General features: G+C 40.4%; 16 protein-coding genes. 5 read left to right on the top strand and 11 right to left on the bottom strand.

What is annotated here, in order from left to right; genetic code table 11:
• Positions 1-10: 10 nt before the first annotated feature.
• From RR877_RS00955 to RR877_RS00935, 5 genes are read left to right on the top strand one after another with little or no spacing between them, the layout of a single operon-like run.
• Positions 11-2137, top strand: coding sequence for a hypothetical protein (locus tag RR877_RS00955; RefSeq protein WP_332627477.1), 2127 nt, complete (start codon positions 11-13; stop codon positions 2135-2137).
• An 18-nt stretch (positions 2138-2155) separates the two neighbouring features.
• A complete protein-coding gene (locus tag RR877_RS00950; RefSeq protein ID WP_332627475.1) occupies positions 2156-2701 on the top strand; it encodes a hypothetical protein in 546 nt (181 codons plus the stop codon).
• A gap of 59 nt (positions 2702-2760) precedes the next feature.
• On the top strand, positions 2761-6783 hold the full coding sequence (locus tag RR877_RS00945) for a hypothetical protein (protein WP_332627474.1): 4023 nt from the start codon (positions 2761-2763) through the stop codon (positions 6781-6783).
• On the top strand, positions 6783-7745 hold the full coding sequence (locus RR877_RS00940) for a hypothetical protein (RefSeq protein ID WP_332627473.1): 963 nt from the start codon (positions 6783-6785) through the stop codon (positions 7743-7745). The genes RR877_RS00945 and RR877_RS00940 overlap by 1 nt, the downstream gene beginning before the upstream one ends.
• A 5-nt stretch (positions 7746-7750) precedes the next feature.
• Entirely contained in the window at positions 7751-8347 is a 597-nt protein-coding gene (locus RR877_RS00935; RefSeq protein WP_332627472.1) for a hypothetical protein, read from the top strand.
• Between the two features lie 50 nt (positions 8348-8397).
• Here the strand turns inward: RR877_RS00935 and RR877_RS00930 are convergent, their stop codons facing one another.
• From RR877_RS00930 to RR877_RS00880, 11 genes are all read right to left on the bottom strand, one after another.
• Complete coding sequence (locus RR877_RS00930; protein WP_332627470.1) at positions 8398-9033, bottom strand: hypothetical protein; 636 nt, start codon at positions 9031-9033, stop codon at positions 8398-8400.
• Positions 9030-9371, bottom strand: coding sequence for a hypothetical protein (locus tag RR877_RS00925; RefSeq protein WP_332627468.1), 342 nt, complete (start codon positions 9369-9371; stop codon positions 9030-9032). The genes RR877_RS00930 and RR877_RS00925 overlap by 4 nt, the downstream gene beginning before the upstream one ends.
• Positions 9372-9431: 60 nt before the next feature.
• Entirely contained in the window at positions 9432-10046 is a 615-nt protein-coding gene (locus RR877_RS00920) for a hypothetical protein (protein WP_332627466.1), read from the bottom strand.
• A 55-nt stretch (positions 10047-10101) separates the two neighbouring features.
• A complete protein-coding gene (locus tag RR877_RS00915) occupies positions 10102-10419 on the bottom strand; it encodes a hypothetical protein (protein ID WP_332627465.1) in 318 nt (105 codons plus the stop codon).
• Positions 10419-10724: a cyclic-phosphate processing receiver domain-containing protein gene (locus RR877_RS00910; RefSeq protein ID WP_332627463.1), complete on the bottom strand. Its 306-nt coding sequence runs from the start codon at positions 10722-10724 to the stop codon at positions 10419-10421. The genes RR877_RS00915 and RR877_RS00910 overlap by 1 nt, the downstream gene beginning before the upstream one ends.
• Positions 10724-11071 (bottom strand): hypothetical protein, encoded by a 348-nt coding sequence (locus tag RR877_RS00905; RefSeq protein ID WP_332627461.1) that lies wholly within the window; start codon positions 11069-11071, stop codon positions 10724-10726. The genes RR877_RS00910 and RR877_RS00905 overlap by 1 nt, the downstream gene beginning before the upstream one ends.
• A 563-nt stretch (positions 11072-11634) precedes the next feature.
• The gene (locus RR877_RS00900; protein ID WP_332627460.1) at positions 11635-12456 is read right to left on the bottom strand and encodes a hypothetical protein; all 822 of its coding nucleotides are present in this window, start codon (positions 12454-12456) and stop codon (positions 11635-11637) included.
• An 86-nt stretch (positions 12457-12542) separates the two neighbouring features.
• Positions 12543-12827: a hypothetical protein gene (locus RR877_RS00895; protein WP_332627458.1), complete on the bottom strand. Its 285-nt coding sequence runs from the start codon at positions 12825-12827 to the stop codon at positions 12543-12545.
• An 8-nt stretch (positions 12828-12835) separates the two neighbouring features.
• On the bottom strand, positions 12836-13126 hold the full coding sequence (locus RR877_RS00890; RefSeq protein WP_332627457.1) for a hypothetical protein: 291 nt from the start codon (positions 13124-13126) through the stop codon (positions 12836-12838).
• A gap of 10 nt (positions 13127-13136) precedes the next feature.
• A complete protein-coding gene (locus RR877_RS00885) occupies positions 13137-13715 on the bottom strand; it encodes a hypothetical protein (RefSeq protein ID WP_332627455.1) in 579 nt (192 codons plus the stop codon).
• A gap of 325 nt (positions 13716-14040) precedes the next feature.
• Positions 14041-16536, bottom strand: coding sequence for a hypothetical protein (locus RR877_RS00880; RefSeq protein WP_332627454.1), 2496 nt, complete (start codon positions 16534-16536; stop codon positions 14041-14043).
• Between the last annotated feature and the right edge of the window lies 1 nt (position 16537).

Here is a 16537-nt window from a genome sequence, read left to right as displayed (position 1 = left end):
AGGATTCTTAATGCATGATAGACTTAAAAGGTATCTGCTAGATCCATCAGGTACTAATCCTGATAATCTAGTAAGAAACGAAGAACACATACTGAGTAAGAATAGAATCAGAGCGGTAGTGCCTATCTATGGTGCTTTCTTCTCTGATTCATTAGTACTCTTTGATAAGATAAATAAACGCCGTTTGAACTACGGTGTAGACTTCTGTGCTGCTGGTCTGTTACAAAACGAGACGATGTCTTTTGGTAAATCTATCAATAGCGTGGTTCTTATTCTCAACAGAGAAGTTAGTAACAATATCTCCATTACCTATCAAAACTTAGGTGGCGATTATGAGAGAAACAATGCTGGCTTAGAAGCTATCTTAAAGCTCAAGAGACCTGATAATGATAACCCAGTGTTTAATGACATTGAGAAGTTACCAACTACTTTCAAACCTACTTTCCATAAACATGACTTCGGTGACATTTATGGAATGGATTACTTAGTCTTCTTGTTAGAGAGACTGAGGATGGCAGTGATTTGGAAGAAAGTTGAAATGGTGATAACTGTCATTGAGTATATCAATGACTTCTTGAATCAATTATCACTAGATGCAATTATCAAAGCTGATGATACTTTCGACAGTCTCTTGATCAACTTCAAAGCTGCTTTCAATAAAATTACCTATGGTCTAGGTCTGATTAAAAATCAAGGTTTGATTACAGTTGAAGAAGCTAAAGCTATTTTCAATGATGAGTACTTCGATAAGGTTAACGAAGGTTATCTCTCCATCACTGGTTTACTGGCTCTAAGAGATGAACTCTATAGTTCAGCCGTATCTACCAAACTTACTAACCTTGGTAAGTCTCATGGTACGTATATCTTGCCTACCTTGACCGCTTTATCGGGAGTGGTGGTTGGATCAGTTTTCATACTGAATTCATACGCCGCTAACAGTCTCGATAGTGTTCAGATGAATGCTGCTATCTATCCAGATATCAATAGAAAAGATACTCGATGGAGTTTAAAGAAGATGTCTGGTAAGGTGACCGAGGTTGGTGGTATGTTCTTAGCGACAGCTTTGAATGATAACTCTACATTTATTGGTAGACTTCGTGTCAATAGCCTCAATGAATTATTCATTGAATGGAAGGCACTCTTAAATAGTCTCAACTTGGATTTCTTGGTTGATTTAGAAGATCACCTTAAAGATAAGACTAATCCACACAGAGATCATAAATCTAGATTGAAGCTGGGTAATGTTGAAAACTTACCAGTCGCAACTAGAGAAGAGATTGTTTGTAATATCCCTGCAAGATCTTACATCACGTTTGAGAATCTCATGCTTTACATGAAGCGTTTCCAAACAGGTGAGAAGAACGTAAGAGATATTGACCTTCAGGAATCTGAAGCCAATACTAAACGCAGAATGCAAGCTATCTTCTCTCCATGTGGTCCTTGTAATACTAACAAGGACGAATGGAATCTGATCGATGAGTGCATGGTAGTGGCTCCTCCAGAGAAGGTGCCTAATGCTATTTACGAAACTGATAGAAACCTGGTCACTAACGAAGCTGACTTTGCTACCCTTACTAGTTATCTGGAAGACTTCAGACCTAGTCAAGAAGTTACCATTAAAATCTATAGACGTGTAGTTGACTACCAAGTACCAACTCCACCCCCACCTGTTACAGATCCTCCACCACCTGTTGCTAAATACTATTTCGCTACATGGACTGGTTGTGAGAATAATGAGCCATATTGTTTAGACGCTTACATGACTCTACCAGTTGGCGATAGTACAAAGATTCCTGTACCTACTGCTGCTTTAAGAACTGGTGTGGTTAAGAGCGATATCGGTGATGTCATTCACGCTGGTGTTTCATGGGAAATGCAGACTGAAGAGTTTGAATACATTAGCAGTAGTGCTAAACAGTTGGTTAGAAAACTTACTGAAGCTAATAGTAAATACGATGTGACTGGTGCCGTGATTAGTATCCAGCCAGGTGTCATGGATGATTTTGCTATTAGAGGTCTATACAAGGAAGTACCTTTTATTACCGCTGTGAGAAGATTGACATTTGTTGGATCTTATCAAGGTAAAGTAGTAGGTACTATGAATTATGTACAAGAAATCAAAATTGACGTTCTCTAATAGAAGAAAGGTTTAGAAATGACTGAAGGTTTCGAGTTAGTGGGAACTCTCACGATGAGAACCGATGACAAAGGTTATTTGGACATCGTGACCCACATTGATAAAACTAGTAACAGTTCAGCACCTTCAAACCGTGACTTCTATTTTGAAGTAGCGTATAAGGAAAACCCGGATATTTTAGTAGCGGCTAGTAACACCTTAACTATTCGACACTTGGTTCCGGGTAATCCTGAGATAACGTTAGCCACGGATAAGACAGAAGTTGTAGGTAATGATAAATCTATACTCACTGTCAAAGGTACTGATTTCTTGAAGAATGTCAGTTTGACTATCAAACTGTATAGAAAAATAGATAGTCCTTTAGCTTCTATTATTGAGACTAAGAATGTAGTTACAGATGAGAAGGGTGAATTCTCTATTGAGATTCATCAGAACTTTGGCAATGCCGCCGTAATACCTAGTGATCGTGTCTTCTACGCTGAAGCTTCGTATCAGATTAATTCTGATATCATTACTAGTAATGAAGTTACTGTCGTACATACTGACGAACTCGAACCTGCTTGATTTAGTAGATAACAACGATTATATGGATCAATATTAGATATGAAAAAGGTCTTGAAGTAATGGAATATTTGTTACGTTACCCTCTTGACCTCACAGGACGAAATCCAGATAACTTGATTAGAGGAGAAAGCCATGTTCTAAAGGACATGCGCTTCAGAGCTATTGCACCTTACTATGGTGCTTTCTTTGGTGACAGTGTCACGCTCTTTGACGAATTCAACAATCGACCTCTAATTAGAAATAAAGACTTCGTTACTGCTGAGGTATTGGTAGATAAAACTTCATTGACTGGTCAACCTGTTAATGGTATTATCTTGATTATCAACAGACAGGTTAGTAAGAACGTTAGAATTAATTACCAATGTTTAGGTGGTGATAATTTTAAGAACAATCAGTCTATTGAGAATCTTTTAAAAGTAGAACACGATGACTATGTTAGTAAAAGCTACATTGACATCAATAAGAAACCAGAGACATTCAAACCAACGTTTCACAAACATAGTGTCGCCGAGATCTATGGGTTTGAATATGTAGTTTACTTATTAGAATCTATCAGAAATGCTGTCGTCTGGAAGAAGTTAGATTTAGTCAAAGAACTCATTACGAGAGTTGATCAAGAAATCACCTCGATGTTGGAGACTAACATCAATAATTCAGATGAGGCATTGAATAAATTCCTCTCTGATTATAAACACTCTTTTAGAAAAGAGATATTCGATCTAGGTTTCATAAAGAACTATAGACCGAGTACACAGCAAGAAGGTATAGCGATTGCTAATAGTGAAAGAGTTAATCTCACCGATGAAGCTTATATCACTATCCAGACCATCTCGTTCTTTAAATCAGAACTCTATAGTTTCCTGTTGGATAAAACCAAAACAGGTATAGGTACTGAATACGGATTGGTGGGTAATCCTACTAAAGAATACTTAGCCGATGCTCCTAATGGAACTAGATTCTTTATTGATAGCCATGACGTGGCTGTTAAGTTAGAGCAAACATTTGATCTGACGGTTTTCCCAGATCTACAAGCTAAGAGAACTAAGTTCACTATTTATAAGTTGTCTAATAATGCAGCAGGTAGAGGTGGTGTCTTTATGGCTACCAACCTTATCACTGCAATGACCTACATTGGTAAACTTACCATGCATGGCGACAACTTACTGATGGAGTGGAAACAGTTACAATTGGCATCTATCACTGATGAAAACTTTGCTGATGTAATCAGTCATTTGGGTGATTTCAATAATCCCCATAAAGACAAAAAAGAACATGTAGGATTTGACCTATTGGAGAATCTTCCCATTGCTTCGAAGGAAGATGTCCTAGCTCAGATAGCTGTTCGTAAGTATATTACCGCTGAGAACCTTCAACTTTACATGAAGGGTTTCATGGCTGGTCAAGTCGACAATAACGAAATCAAACCTGATCCTAAGATCAACGTTATGAAACGTTTTGATATTGTCTTCTCTGATTGTGGTGATAACTTAGTCAACACTGGTAGTAACATTTGTAGCATTGATGAGATTGATTTCTCTTTCAATGTTTACACTCAACGTGTTAAATACAGAAATGCCAAGAGACTGGCAGAGAATCCTGAACTTAAGGATTTCAACCCAGTTATCTACGAAGGTTTCACTAAGTTGGTTGGTAACACATTGTCAACTGATCACAGTACTCGTACTGGTGTCAGATTGGTTAATTTACCAGAAGTTTTAAGCATCAATCAAACATGGAATTTCGGTACTCTGTATCAAGGTTTCAGATCTGGTGTTTACGACTACGAAACTACTGATCCATATTACGATACTCTTTTAGTGGTACGTGGTGCTAAGACTAAACCTAGTATCAATGGTGCTCTTGAGTTGAGATATGTAAAGAGTCATGATGAACTCTTAGCTGAATTTGGTGGTGTTCAAGGAGTAGCTGACGAGTTTGAATTCCAGATGAAGAAGGGTGACTATTTGGTATGCTTTAGGGCATTCAATAAACCCACTGAAGGCGCATCTGAGCAAGCTATACTGGACTTCGAGAAGAAGGAACAAATAACCAAGATTGAAATCTTCAGTACCGGTTATACCTTCCACATTGATCTGCGTTCAGCAATCTTCGAAGACTATAATTACATTACACTCAAAGAAAAGAATAGTCCTAAAGTTATTCCTAGTATCCATTATCCAGCTCCGCCTGAGAACTGGTTCAATAATGAAACACCACAAGAAGGTGCTGGACTGCTCAGTACGGTTATTGTTGGTAAAGCTAGATTGGGTCCTAATGCAATTGACATTGAACCCGATGAAGATCTTGGTGTTAATACACTGATCGAGAACTTTAGAGACAACCCACGTAGACCTGGTTACGTGAATGGTACATTAGGTATGTCTGTTGTTAAACTGAACAACGATGGTACTACTAAGGTTGATTATCCAACCCATGTAGATAACATGCCAAGAGATCAGTTCTACAATGGTATCTTAGGTATCTCTATTGAGAACGACAAAGCGACTACTGTTTTCCAAGAACAATTGGATTTAACTAAGTCTGTAAACTATAACATCTTCTTAGATCCGTTTATAGATGTTACTAAGGTTACTAGACCCATTCCTTATGATAACCTTACCTTCAATAACCCATACGCTTCTGGAAACAACAGCGTAGGTGACACTAAGTTTGATGCTTTCTTACAGTACATGCGTTTAGGCTTTAATAGAGCCAATGCATTGGACAATGTAAGCGAACGTCTCAACTCTAGTAAGGGTAAGTTAACAGTTAGAGTAAAGAACCCACAAAATCATAGTGAAGAGTTTGTGGTAGAGATTGAAGAAGGTTTGCGACTCAATAGAGATCTGTTCAATTCTCTTTATGTGAACTACATCACTAATTCTAGTAGAAAGAAGTACTGGGGTCAACCCACGACTACTCTGCCTTATACTGAGTTAGTAGAGATTCCTAAACGTTTTGTTAACCAATACAAACAGGAATATAGAATCATTGAAGGTGATGGCAGGCGTGAATTAGAGAAAGCTAATGTATCGGCTCCAGATAACATTGAGATCGACATTATTGAGGTAGGTCGTCTTGAATCTGATTATATTCTCGCTGGATATGAAAAGGTTCAATACAATGCATTGTTTAACAATGTGGCTATTCTTAAGAACTGGCGTTTCAAGGGTATCCGTGAGGTTATCTCGATTGATAAGTACATTGCTGGTGAACGCTATCCAACATACCAAGATTACAATATCGATAGATCTGTAGCTAATACGGAGAAAGATGTAACGATCTTTGGTGTGATAGATCTTGCCTTCAGTAAAGAGGCTAAGTACTCCGAAGGGATGTATGGTGCTAAGTCTTTTGTAGCTACTGCTGTGAATGATCTGCAACGTCGTGAAATCGTCATTAAACTTGATGATGATATATACGATGAGATCGCTAGAGAAATCGGTGAATCTGTAGCAGGCGATGATCAGTACAAGGTTGCTGAAGATGGTTTCAGTACTTTCAACATTATGTTTGGAGAGTACAATAGTGAAAACCATTTGAAGTTTGATAGAGAGACTAAGAAGATTACTATTGACATGCAACATGTCGGTCAGGATCATCAGTCTATCTTCTTTAAACACCATTTAAAATACATCAAGTGGAAATTCAAGGTTGAACTTGTTCCTACTATCATCACTTCTGTTCTGTACCCTGTGGTGTATCAGAACTTGATGACTGCTAAGGCTTCGTTGGTAAGTGTGAGGTATAACAACTTCGCTAAGTACATCAAGAATACCGACTACATGAAGACAGACTTCGAACTGTTGTCTGCTACTGTGCGTCGTGTAATCGGTTACCTTACCTATAGAACTGAAGACTACATGAAGACAGACTTCGAGTTCATCAACGCTCGTGTCCGTCGTGTGATTGGATATCGTACTACTACGATGGATGATTACGCTAAGGCAGACTTCGAATTCCTGAGAGTTACACATCGTAAGGTTGTTGATTACATCGTATATAGAAACTATGAACCAGAACTTATGCGAAGCAAGTTTGAACTTGTGGAAGTCAAAGTTAAAACAGTGAGAATACCATAATGAAAATTGGATTTGCAGGTCGATTTGAATTCGTTGCATCAGGTGGTGCACGAGGAGAAGTCAAGTTAGCTGAGATGAATAACAACATCACCAATGCTGGTCTTGACCGTATTGGTGTAGGTAGTATTGCAGATTGGTGTCGAGTAGGCTCTGGTAATAGACCAGCAGTCGACGGTGATACTGCTCTGGTAACACAAACTGCCGAAACTAATTCAACTCTTACTTGGACTACTTTCTATGAACCTGGGCCACCCCCTCGTTCAGCCGTAAGAAGAACCTATCGCTTCGCAAAGGGTGCTGCCGCAGGTACTCACTCAGAAGTCGGTATTGGTTGGAAAGAGACAATCGCTGGGCAGACTGTCAATGGTCTGTGGAGCCGTGCTCTTATTAAAGATGAAAATGGTGATCCACTCTCCATTACTGTCCTCTCAGATGAAGTGTTGGATGTTATCTATACACTATACATGTATCTGGACTTGACCGATGATGTTAAACAGTTCGTCTATAAAGGTATTAACCGCAAGGCTACTACTCGTTTTAGCGATGTTAGAAACCATGGTTTCATGTACAGTATCATGACACTAGGTTTACCTACTGGTACTAGTAGTGGTTGGTCACATTGCTGGTTTGGTGGGGCTACTTCCGTCTTAGGTGATGTCTATACACCACCTACCATGAGACCGGGTGGTAACAATACTACCGTGTACGGTAAGAGTATGGCTATTTACGTTAACGGTTCTCGTGAACGTGAATGTACTTGGACTATTCCAGATACAAGCTATACCTCTGATAGTAGAATTGGTGTGATTGTTGTTACACCACACCACAGTCAAGGTAGCTCTGGTGGTACTCTTGATGTGAAGACTCAGTTTGAGCCTCCACTTGAGAAAGACTACACTGAAGAGTTCACTTATACTGGTAAGATCAGTTGGGGTCGTTATACCCCACCTGCTGGCCCTTAAAATAGATGTTTACAGATAACCTGTTTTCATCTAAGGTAGTAGCGGCAGAGCTACTCCGTCCTGACGAACATGATCCTGAATTCGTTCGAGATTATGAACGCGGTGGTATAGCTCTGCGTGAAACCTCTGGTGGCATTAATCAAAAGCAATGGATGTTCTTTATAGAAGGAATGACCATTTATGCGAAGATTATGGATACTGAAGATAAGTTCCCTGTCCTTTCAGGAAAGAACTTCAAGGAAGTAGTTGGTTCATTCGATAGAAACATGAACGCTGTTCTAGTCTATTTCGCTGATAATGCCTATTACTTCTATTGGTTCGATACAGTGACCAATAAATACGTTACTGAGGAACTAACATCAGATGTTACCAGTCCAAGATTGTGTCATGATGATAAGAGAGATGAGGCACTTGTTTATAGTGACGTTATTCTCACTTATATCAAGGATACGAAATTGATATATCGACTACAACGAGATCGTTTTACAGTGAATTACATTGCTGGTGAAAAAGGTATCAAAGGTAGAGAGATTATTAGATTTGGTATGAACAAGAGTCTTCGACTCCAATGGACATTAGACCAAGCTAGTAAGTACAGATAAAAAAAGAAAGCATAATCAGGAGTAGCCCTAGGGCTACTCCTTTTATGTCGTTAGACCTTCACAGGGAAGACCAAACATTCAGCTTCGATCATCATCAATTCCTTGAGATGTAGTTCCATGGATTTCTCCACAGCCTTCAAGCAATCGGTGAAGATACTCGATCCTGCATAAACTTTTACGTCAGTGCAGTGTAGGAGTAGATGAACACGTTGTTCAGGATCACCCCGCATGGCCATTTGTTGTCGCAATGAATTGAAGACGTAATCCTTCTCTATACTGGTATGATAACCGGGTTTGTCAGCTTTGTAGGTGAGTCCAGTGCGTTCGATGAACTTGTCTTTGATGATTGCGTCATAGTCAATGAGACCAACACGTTGAACATTCTTGAATCCAGCAGTGGTATTCTCGGAGATGATCCAATCTTTGGCTGCATCTGTTGAAACATCCACTGTCAGTACTTGTCCCCAGAAACCGACAGGATCTTCATTGACAATGTTAACACCGTTGTTCAAGACAAGAACCTTTCCGTGGCCTTGTTGATTCTTGAATTGTCGAATCAATCCAGGTGACAGCAGGGCAAGGATCTCATGGTAACGTTTCGTACGCAGGTTATATACATACTCGTTAACATTGAACTTGCAATGTTGGTTAGATACACGCAAAGGTGTGTAGAACTGAGTGATCATTGTGCATCCTCAGGAATGTCAGAAATGGCGGTCACGTACTTGCTGATATGGTAAAGGATATTATCCACCACAGTGAGTAGGTGTTCGGCTTTCAGATAGGTGCAACGGACTTCCACTTCTCGCAGGAAATTCTCGATGGTGAAGGAGAGGATGTATTCCTCCATGAAGCAACCACCCCGAACCACGACGTTGTTGGTAGCGACAACCTTGTAGTTTGATTCAGCATAGTCGACTCGCTTGATAGCTCTCCAAGTAGAGCCTTCTTTTTGTTCTTGGATGATTTCATAACCTCTCTCGGCCAGAGAGATCTCAATATCACTATTGACTGTGATGGACATTTGTTTTCCTTTGAATGTGGATCGAGAGAAAGAAAAGAGGACTAAGCCTCTTTCCATTTTTTACTTGGCAGTGTTCCAAGGTTTGTGTTTTTCAATGAGATTGTCAATCTCTGCCAAGGTATTGAGTACCTTCGGATCATGGCCACTCACTGAGAAGCGCTTGGTCTTCTCGTCGTAAGTCGTAAAGAGCCCAGCATCACGGAACGAACGCTGAGACTTACGAGTTTGCAAAGGTTCACGAAGAGCATTCATGTAGTCTTCGTTGGTGAACCAACGCACAGTGCCAGGCGACACTTCCTGACGGCTGAGATAGGCAATCGTAGCAAGGGCTGCAATGTCTTCGACCGAATAGGTCGTGTACAAGAAGTTCAGATGCTTACAGAGCCTGTCATAGTTGGCACGATTCAGTCGGGACTTAGAACCCTTGAAGGTTCGTGGAGCCATACCGTTGTCGTATTCACGACGAACATCGCCACGAGTGAGTAAACCGAGTTGTTCGAGTTCACTCAGACCGGAAGTGAAGCCAATGTAACCTACTTCCAAATCTGTCTCTTGCATCATCTTGGGCGTGGTTATCAAGCTCTTACCAAAGATGGAAGAGTCACGCATGATCAACAATGCAGTGTGGCCTTTACGAGAAATCCAGTTGGCCTTCCGCTGAACTACTTTAGTCATTTTATACAAATCCTTTAAAAGTGGATATTTGAAGCCTATCTAGAGATAGGTTATTTTACGTCTTACTTTCGTAGAGACGACGCAACGATGCCAGACTCTCGTCTAGCTGTTTGTCCATGTCACACTTATCGAGCGTATGTGTCAGTGCAACATCTTTGCGACCAGGATGGTAGTTGAAGCAATAATACTTCCCATACCAGAGAGCAACCATTGAGAACAACACGAGTTCATCCTCAGTCTCAATCTTGATCTTCAGAGTCTCCACATTAAGTCTCAGACTAGTAATACCGGCATTTTGAAGTGCCTGCATAGCTGAAACGAAGAGACTACTGAAGCTCCGGTCATCGTTATGGAAACGAGTGTAGAAAGCCATTAGCTAAATTCCTTTACTACGTTATCCATGATAGATTTGATAGCCGATGCTCCAATCGGGTTCATCGAATGGACACTGAATTTGAAACCTTCTGGTAGAGAAAGTTCCTCGTCGAGCATCTCATTGATCAACCAGTGAATGAAGACGATACTGGTATCTTCACCACCGAGGTCATGGTCAAACGCAATCTCGTTCGGAATACCAAACTCAACTACGATATCTTTAGCCTCGGCACTAGAGCGTGCAACTTTCCAATCGTTGGTGACCGGATCACGCAGATCATCGATGAATAGCTTATACGTCATTAGTACAGATTCTCCGAGAAGAGATGACCGCCATTCAATGTATCACCACCAACACGTCGGCGAATCTGACCAGCAGGTTCTGCAATCTTCCATGCTGCCGTACGATCATGGAATTGACTGAAACGGTCAATGAAGCCTTGCTCAGAGCGAAGGAACAGTTCACGAATCTGTCCAGTACTGAGCATGGGGTACTTAATCATCAGACCAAGTTTGTAGACTTCATTGTTCTTGTGGAACAATTCATCGAAATGACGGACTGATGGGATGATGTAGAAGTCCTCACCAATCTTCAAGCGTGCAGCAGCGCAGATGATGTAGTTTGCGTGTTCAAGCTTCGGTTCTGACATTTTGTTCCTTTAGAGATCTTCTTATCGCTGAAATACTCAATCGAGTTGGGAGTATAGGTTATTTTTGTGTTATCAGCTATTGTCAAGAGCACTACACTACTGACTTCGCTTATTTCATTGATAACTCTTACCTTTCGGTTCTTGTACAGATGCTCAAGATCAATATAACCTATACGTTTGAATTCAGTATCTTTCAAGAACCAATGTTCCTTATTCTTCCTGAAATCAACTACTGCCGGTGGAACGAATGGACGCTCTACCGTGCAGTACACTGACTGTCCTCTTATGTACGGGACACGTTCAATATAGTCCTGGAGACTCTCCCCGTGAATGGTATCGAGCTTGGCATGATCGAAAGCATCACTCAACTTGAAGCTATTAACTCCAGAAGAGACTGCTCTCAGACAATGGTGTACCAAAGGCGATACACAGATACGAGGAATATCTCCTTCCTTTTCTAAGTTGCATAGACTAGGAAGTTTCGCTTCTAGAGTAACACGGTCTCCTAAGTCGTGTTTACTAACGTGAAAGAATCGTGGATAGTAACCCATCTCTATCGACCCTTACTTACGTTCGTAAACGTTGAAATAATCGTGGATGCCACAGAAACGATAGGAGTTATTGTTCAACTCATCGGCAATGTCACTCTTGGAGAGGATCTTGTTCTTTCTCTCCATTTCATAAAGAATTTCGAAGAACCGATTAGAATCAGTACAACCACCTTGACCTTCACCGTTGGTGATCAGGATATCACCACGTTTCATACGGCGAAGCACAGAGGTAGAAGCACCACCTTCCATATCGCACCAAGAAATCAGGAACGTATTGTATCCACTGATGTCTTGACTCTCGATAGACCCCAGAATGTCTGGAGAGAAGTCGGTTATGAAGCTATAGCCACCTTCTGGATTTGGCTCCTTACCTTTGTAATCTACTGTATCCAGTGTCTTGAGATCAATTCCATGTTTCTTCAGTTCTTCACCAAAGACACATGCACCCGAACCCACATCAAGAACTTTACGTCCTTGCATGAGTTTTACCAAAGTGTCGATGTTTTCCTTCGTGATGATAGGAAAACCATTACGTTTGACAAACTCATAACGGTACAGGAATCCAACCGACATGGCGTTGATCTTCCAGTAGTTGTAATAACGAACAGGTTGGAAGTTCTTCAGATCGGTTGGACGGAATCCTGCATCGGGGAGTTGATCCATGGGGAGACCAGCCTTGAGCAAATGGCTAGCCTTATGACGACTGAAGCCTTCGGCTGCCGCCATTGCGTTAGCCTTGTCGAGAATATCCTTGGGAATCGAGCATTTATCAAAGAAGCTACCCATGTCGTTGATTTTGCGAAGGGAGTCAATGTCGTGCTGGAGAACTTGCATTTCAATACCTTTAAAAGACGGCATAATTGGAAGAGCGTTATTGCTCTCCCAACTATAATATATGGTTGAAATCTTTTTATTACCGGCTAACCAACTGACTTCTGTTTTCTCGTTTGATCACGAGTACTGTGTTCAATGTGATCAGAGATATAATCAACCTGACTAATCCCCATCTCCTCATAATTAAGACCACCAAATGATGGTTGATTATGTTGTTCATTGACAGAGATCAAAGCTTTGCGGGTTCCGCAAAGAGCAGCTTCCAGAAAAGCTACACGCTTAACCAGTTCAGCATGTTCTTTGTGAACACGTTCACTGTCTTTGGCAGCTTGCGCGCGATCTTCTGCGGCTTGTGGATCATAACAAGGCATGGTGTCTCCTATCGGCAATCGCCAATTACTCTTGGCTTAGGTGGATTTTTGAGGAAATCACGCTCAGCGTGTTCAGCCATTTCCCTAACATATTCTTGACCAGTGATTCCCATCTCTTCGTAGTCAAGACCAGCAAAGATAGATCTACCGAGTTCACGGTTAGCATTAATCATTGCTTTACGAGTACCGCACAATGCTGCTTCCAAGAAGGCAATTCGTTGGCTAAGCTTAGCTTGATCAGCAGAAGCTTGCGTTGATACCTCTTGCGCGCTATCAGCGAAAGGTGTAAGACATGGCATATTTAACTCCTTAGAATTTAACCCAACCTTGAAATATACCCAGGGGCAGTTCAGCCGCTGAGCATCCATCTGTTTTTCTGAGATAATCTCGTTGTAGCTCTGCACCAATTTCTTGCACATAGCTACGGAATTCATTGACTACATTTTCTTCTGTATCTTCAGTGGTGAAAACACCAATACAGCAATCAGAGACATCTCGATCAAACCAGAAGAAGATATATTTGTTCGGTGTATCTTTTACTTTACCGAGAACTAGAATATCATCATTGAAGACATCTAGTCTTGAATGAATGTAACCAGTAGGGTTCTTGAGAACAAACTGGTAAACCTCTTCTTTGGTTTTAAATACATGATCCACCCATTTATTTTCCATGGGTGGTCTGTGTTGTAGTTTCAGATCATCGTTTTCACGCTCTTCATTCCAATCCCTGTAGCGATTCATCAAATAACACTTGATTGGTTGAGCATAGTTAATGAATCCATTGAGAAATGTCGATGACACATAACTCCATAGGGTGCCGTCTGGTAGAATATCGCCACCCAGGATATTAGGGTAATCGACACCATCAGTAAAATACTTCATCCCCATTTTAAACTCCTGATTAAGTGGGTATTGATTTTTCTAGCTTGGCTAAGCTTTAATAGACTGAAAGCAGCACTCTTGACAATTTCAGGAAATGCTTCGTAATTTGCCAGACACGTAGTCATAGACAAATCACCACGGTTTATCAAACACTTGTGAGGATGGGATATTGAATCCCATTCTCTATCAAGCCTTTGACAGATTTTGTCGTAGTCATTATCATGAATCACATTAGCATCCATCTGATAATAGAGATAACTATTGATCAAATAAAAAGGAACTAACAGATTCGATCTTAATGACTCGATTATTCTACTGTCAATGATTTCCATTAATACATGACTACATGTTTGTTGTAGACAGAATTAGGTGGGAAGATAACATTCATGTCATTGAGAACACAGATCTCGCAGTTGGAGAGTGCACCATACTGACTAATGTCGTGACTAATTAGGAACATTTGTGTAAACGAATCCTCTTCCATCAGATTGTTAATCAAGTTAGTGGTAGCTCTACGATGCACGCTATCCATAGTCTTACCAAACTCATCCAAGAACAATGGAGAGTCACCCATCTTCAATGCTTTCAAAGCACAGATTCTGAATGCGATGTCGACCACTTCCAGCATTGCGGAAGAACCTTCACTCACGTCCTTATGATCGCCTTCTACACCATTGACAACCATTGGGAACTTATAGGTCAGATCAATCGACCCTTCCTCACCAGTATTACATGGTTTAATGATAAATGGATAACTCCAGATCTTAGCAATGACTGCATTCATGTTACGAATGAAGACTTGCATGAAACCATAAAGACCTTTAGCAATCAAACCTTCAGTAGGTGATAGCACCTTCAATCCCACCTTCAGAGCTTTTTCTTTCTCTGTCAGTTCACCAATTTCATTCTCCAAATCCTTAATCATGTTGATTTGATTGACAGATTCGTGGAGAACTCGCTCTTTGGATGCAAGGATACTTTGTAGATCCCTTAGAATGGCGTTAAACGCCTCTCTACGCTGATTCTCGAAGACGTTAGCAGTGTTGGTATTCAGATCGTTGATGGCCTCTTCTATGGCCTTCTTACGACTTTCAAGTAAAATGACTGCATTGTTAAATTTAGTCATCTCTTCTTGTTTGTTATAAGTAAGAGTCAGGCTAACATTGTTCTCATGAATCTTGTTATTCAGAACTTCCAAACTACTCTTCACTGTTTCGTAATCTTTATCCTTATTCTCAGTAGCTAGCTCAAGGAGTTTAAGTTTCTCAATGACCTCAGCTTCATTTTTTCGGATCTCAATATCAATACTAAGGTCGTCTTTATAACTAACCAAAAGAGTACCGATAGCTCTTGGAGATTGATCGAAGTGATCGTCCTCAGTAATCTTGTTCCAGAAATCACCAATGATACCGGTGTGTGAAACAATACTACGGAAACTTTTCATGTAGTCCGAATAGACTTTGAAACGTTCTCTCTCTTCGAGTAGTAGTTTATGTGCAGCTTCGGATTGCTCGATCTTGATTAGCAACTCTTTCATTGCGTTTTCAATGTTGGCAATATTCTCAGCAGTTAATCCACGATACCAAGTATGATCACATTTAGGACAGGTCAAGGTTCCTTCATCTGCATGATCTTTCCGATGATCATACAGGACCTGTAACTTATCACGTTTTCCATACAAGTCTTTAAGTGCATTATCCGAGTTAGCAGTCTTCATCATGAGGATCTCTAACTGAGCACGATTGAATATACTCTTGTTCGGATTTGCTTCTATATTCGTAGTTATTTCTTGGACATCTGCAAATATAGCACCGATGGTCTTAATGGCTTCTTCAGGATTATAATGAACATCCTTACTGAAAGTTTTATTCTCTTTCAGTTTACTAATTGCAGAACGACCAAATTCAATATCACTGGAGAGCTTTGCAACACTCTCTAGTTTGGTCTTCTCCAATATTTCGAATACCTCAGACTGTTCTTTATGTTGATTAAAGAATTCAGACTCTCTAATCTTAAACACTCGGATGTCAGAATTAACTGCACTGAGTTCATCTTGAATAGTTTCTGGATTGAAATCTGACTTACCGATAAATCTGAAAGCTTTTGCAACACTCTCAGACAGATTATCAATATACTCCAGTAAACGTTTACGATCTGATTTCAAATCATCAAGATGATTATCTAATGGAATACGGCGCTCTGCCAGATATTCGATCAGATGATAAAGACCTTCTACATCCTTACGAATGGCATTGAGTTCATCATCTTTGATTGCCTTACTAGTTTCTGCAACTAACTTTCGCTTAGCTAGTTTCAGACCACCACTAATAACACTCAACTCATCTTTGAAACGAACATAAACACCAATGAGATATTCAATGTTAGCATCGGAGAGTCGAGTAAACCATTGGCGACGAACATCACCCTTCATGGAAGTGAAGAGGATCTTACCAATCAACAGATCTTGTATTTCTTGTGTAACACCAGTGTAGCGTTCTGCTAGCTCTGCCTGAATAGTTATCAAACCAGATTCATTCATTTCTACACCATCCACCATAAAAGAATGGAATGGTTTTGGATTGAATACACTGGTAGCTATAATGCTTTTCCCATCCTTACGGATATGAATTTCTTTCTTACCAGTCTTCTCGAACTGGGCTTTATCTGCTGGAAGAGCAGATAACTCATGGAAGATGGATGACTTACCACAGCCGTTTGTGCCAATAATGATTTGATCACGGGCATTGAAATCAATTTCAATATGACCAATTTGCCCCAGCTTAAGTCTCTTGTAACCATCCAGTATGATTTTTTCTATCTTATACATG

The organism is Aurantimicrobium sp., from assembly GCF_036667855.1.
Classification (GTDB): Bacteria; Actinomycetota; Actinomycetes; order Actinomycetales; family Microbacteriaceae; genus Aurantimicrobium.
Note: the sequence above shows the minus strand (reverse complement) of the source record. Positions and strands in the feature narration are given on the sequence as shown.

What these genes read in the sequence shown, in the direction of transcription:
- RR877_RS00955 (WP_332627477.1), top strand. Translation starts at nt 11, where the DNA reads ATGCATGATAGACTTAAAAGGTATCTGCTAGATCCATCAGGTACTAAT.
- RR877_RS00950 (WP_332627475.1), top strand. Translation starts at nt 2,156, where the DNA reads ATGACTGAAGGTTTCGAGTTAGTGGGAACTCTCACGATGAGAACCGAT.
- RR877_RS00945 (WP_332627474.1), top strand. Translation starts at nt 2,761, where the DNA reads ATGGAATATTTGTTACGTTACCCTCTTGACCTCACAGGACGAAATCCA.
- RR877_RS00940 (WP_332627473.1), top strand. Translation starts at nt 6,783, where the DNA reads ATGAAAATTGGATTTGCAGGTCGATTTGAATTCGTTGCATCAGGTGGT.
- RR877_RS00935 (WP_332627472.1), top strand. Translation starts at nt 7,751, where the DNA reads ATGTTTACAGATAACCTGTTTTCATCTAAGGTAGTAGCGGCAGAGCTA.
- RR877_RS00930 (WP_332627470.1), bottom strand. Translation starts at nt 9,033, where the DNA reads ATGATCACTCAGTTCTACACACCTTTGCGTGTATCTAACCAACATTGC.
- RR877_RS00925 (WP_332627468.1), bottom strand. Translation starts at nt 9,371, where the DNA reads ATGTCCATCACAGTCAATAGTGATATTGAGATCTCTCTGGCCGAGAGA.
- RR877_RS00920 (WP_332627466.1), bottom strand. Translation starts at nt 10,046, where the DNA reads ATGACTAAAGTAGTTCAGCGGAAGGCCAACTGGATTTCTCGTAAAGGC.
- RR877_RS00915 (WP_332627465.1), bottom strand. Translation starts at nt 10,419, where the DNA reads ATGGCTTTCTACACTCGTTTCCATAACGATGACCGGAGCTTCAGTAGT.
- RR877_RS00910 (WP_332627463.1), bottom strand. Translation starts at nt 10,724, where the DNA reads ATGACGTATAAGCTATTCATCGATGATCTGCGTGATCCGGTCACCAAC.
- RR877_RS00905 (WP_332627461.1), bottom strand. Translation starts at nt 11,071, where the DNA reads ATGTCAGAACCGAAGCTTGAACACGCAAACTACATCATCTGCGCTGCT.
- RR877_RS00900 (WP_332627460.1), bottom strand. Translation starts at nt 12,456, where the DNA reads ATGCAAGTTCTCCAGCACGACATTGACTCCCTTCGCAAAATCAACGAC.
- RR877_RS00895 (WP_332627458.1), bottom strand. Translation starts at nt 12,827, where the DNA reads ATGCCTTGTTATGATCCACAAGCCGCAGAAGATCGCGCGCAAGCTGCC.
- RR877_RS00890 (WP_332627457.1), bottom strand. Translation starts at nt 13,126, where the DNA reads ATGCCATGTCTTACACCTTTCGCTGATAGCGCGCAAGAGGTATCAACG.
- RR877_RS00885 (WP_332627455.1), bottom strand. Translation starts at nt 13,715, where the DNA reads ATGGGGATGAAGTATTTTACTGATGGTGTCGATTACCCTAATATCCTG.
- RR877_RS00880 (WP_332627454.1), bottom strand. Translation starts at nt 16,536, where the DNA reads ATGTATAAGATAGAAAAAATCATACTGGATGGTTACAAGAGACTTAAG.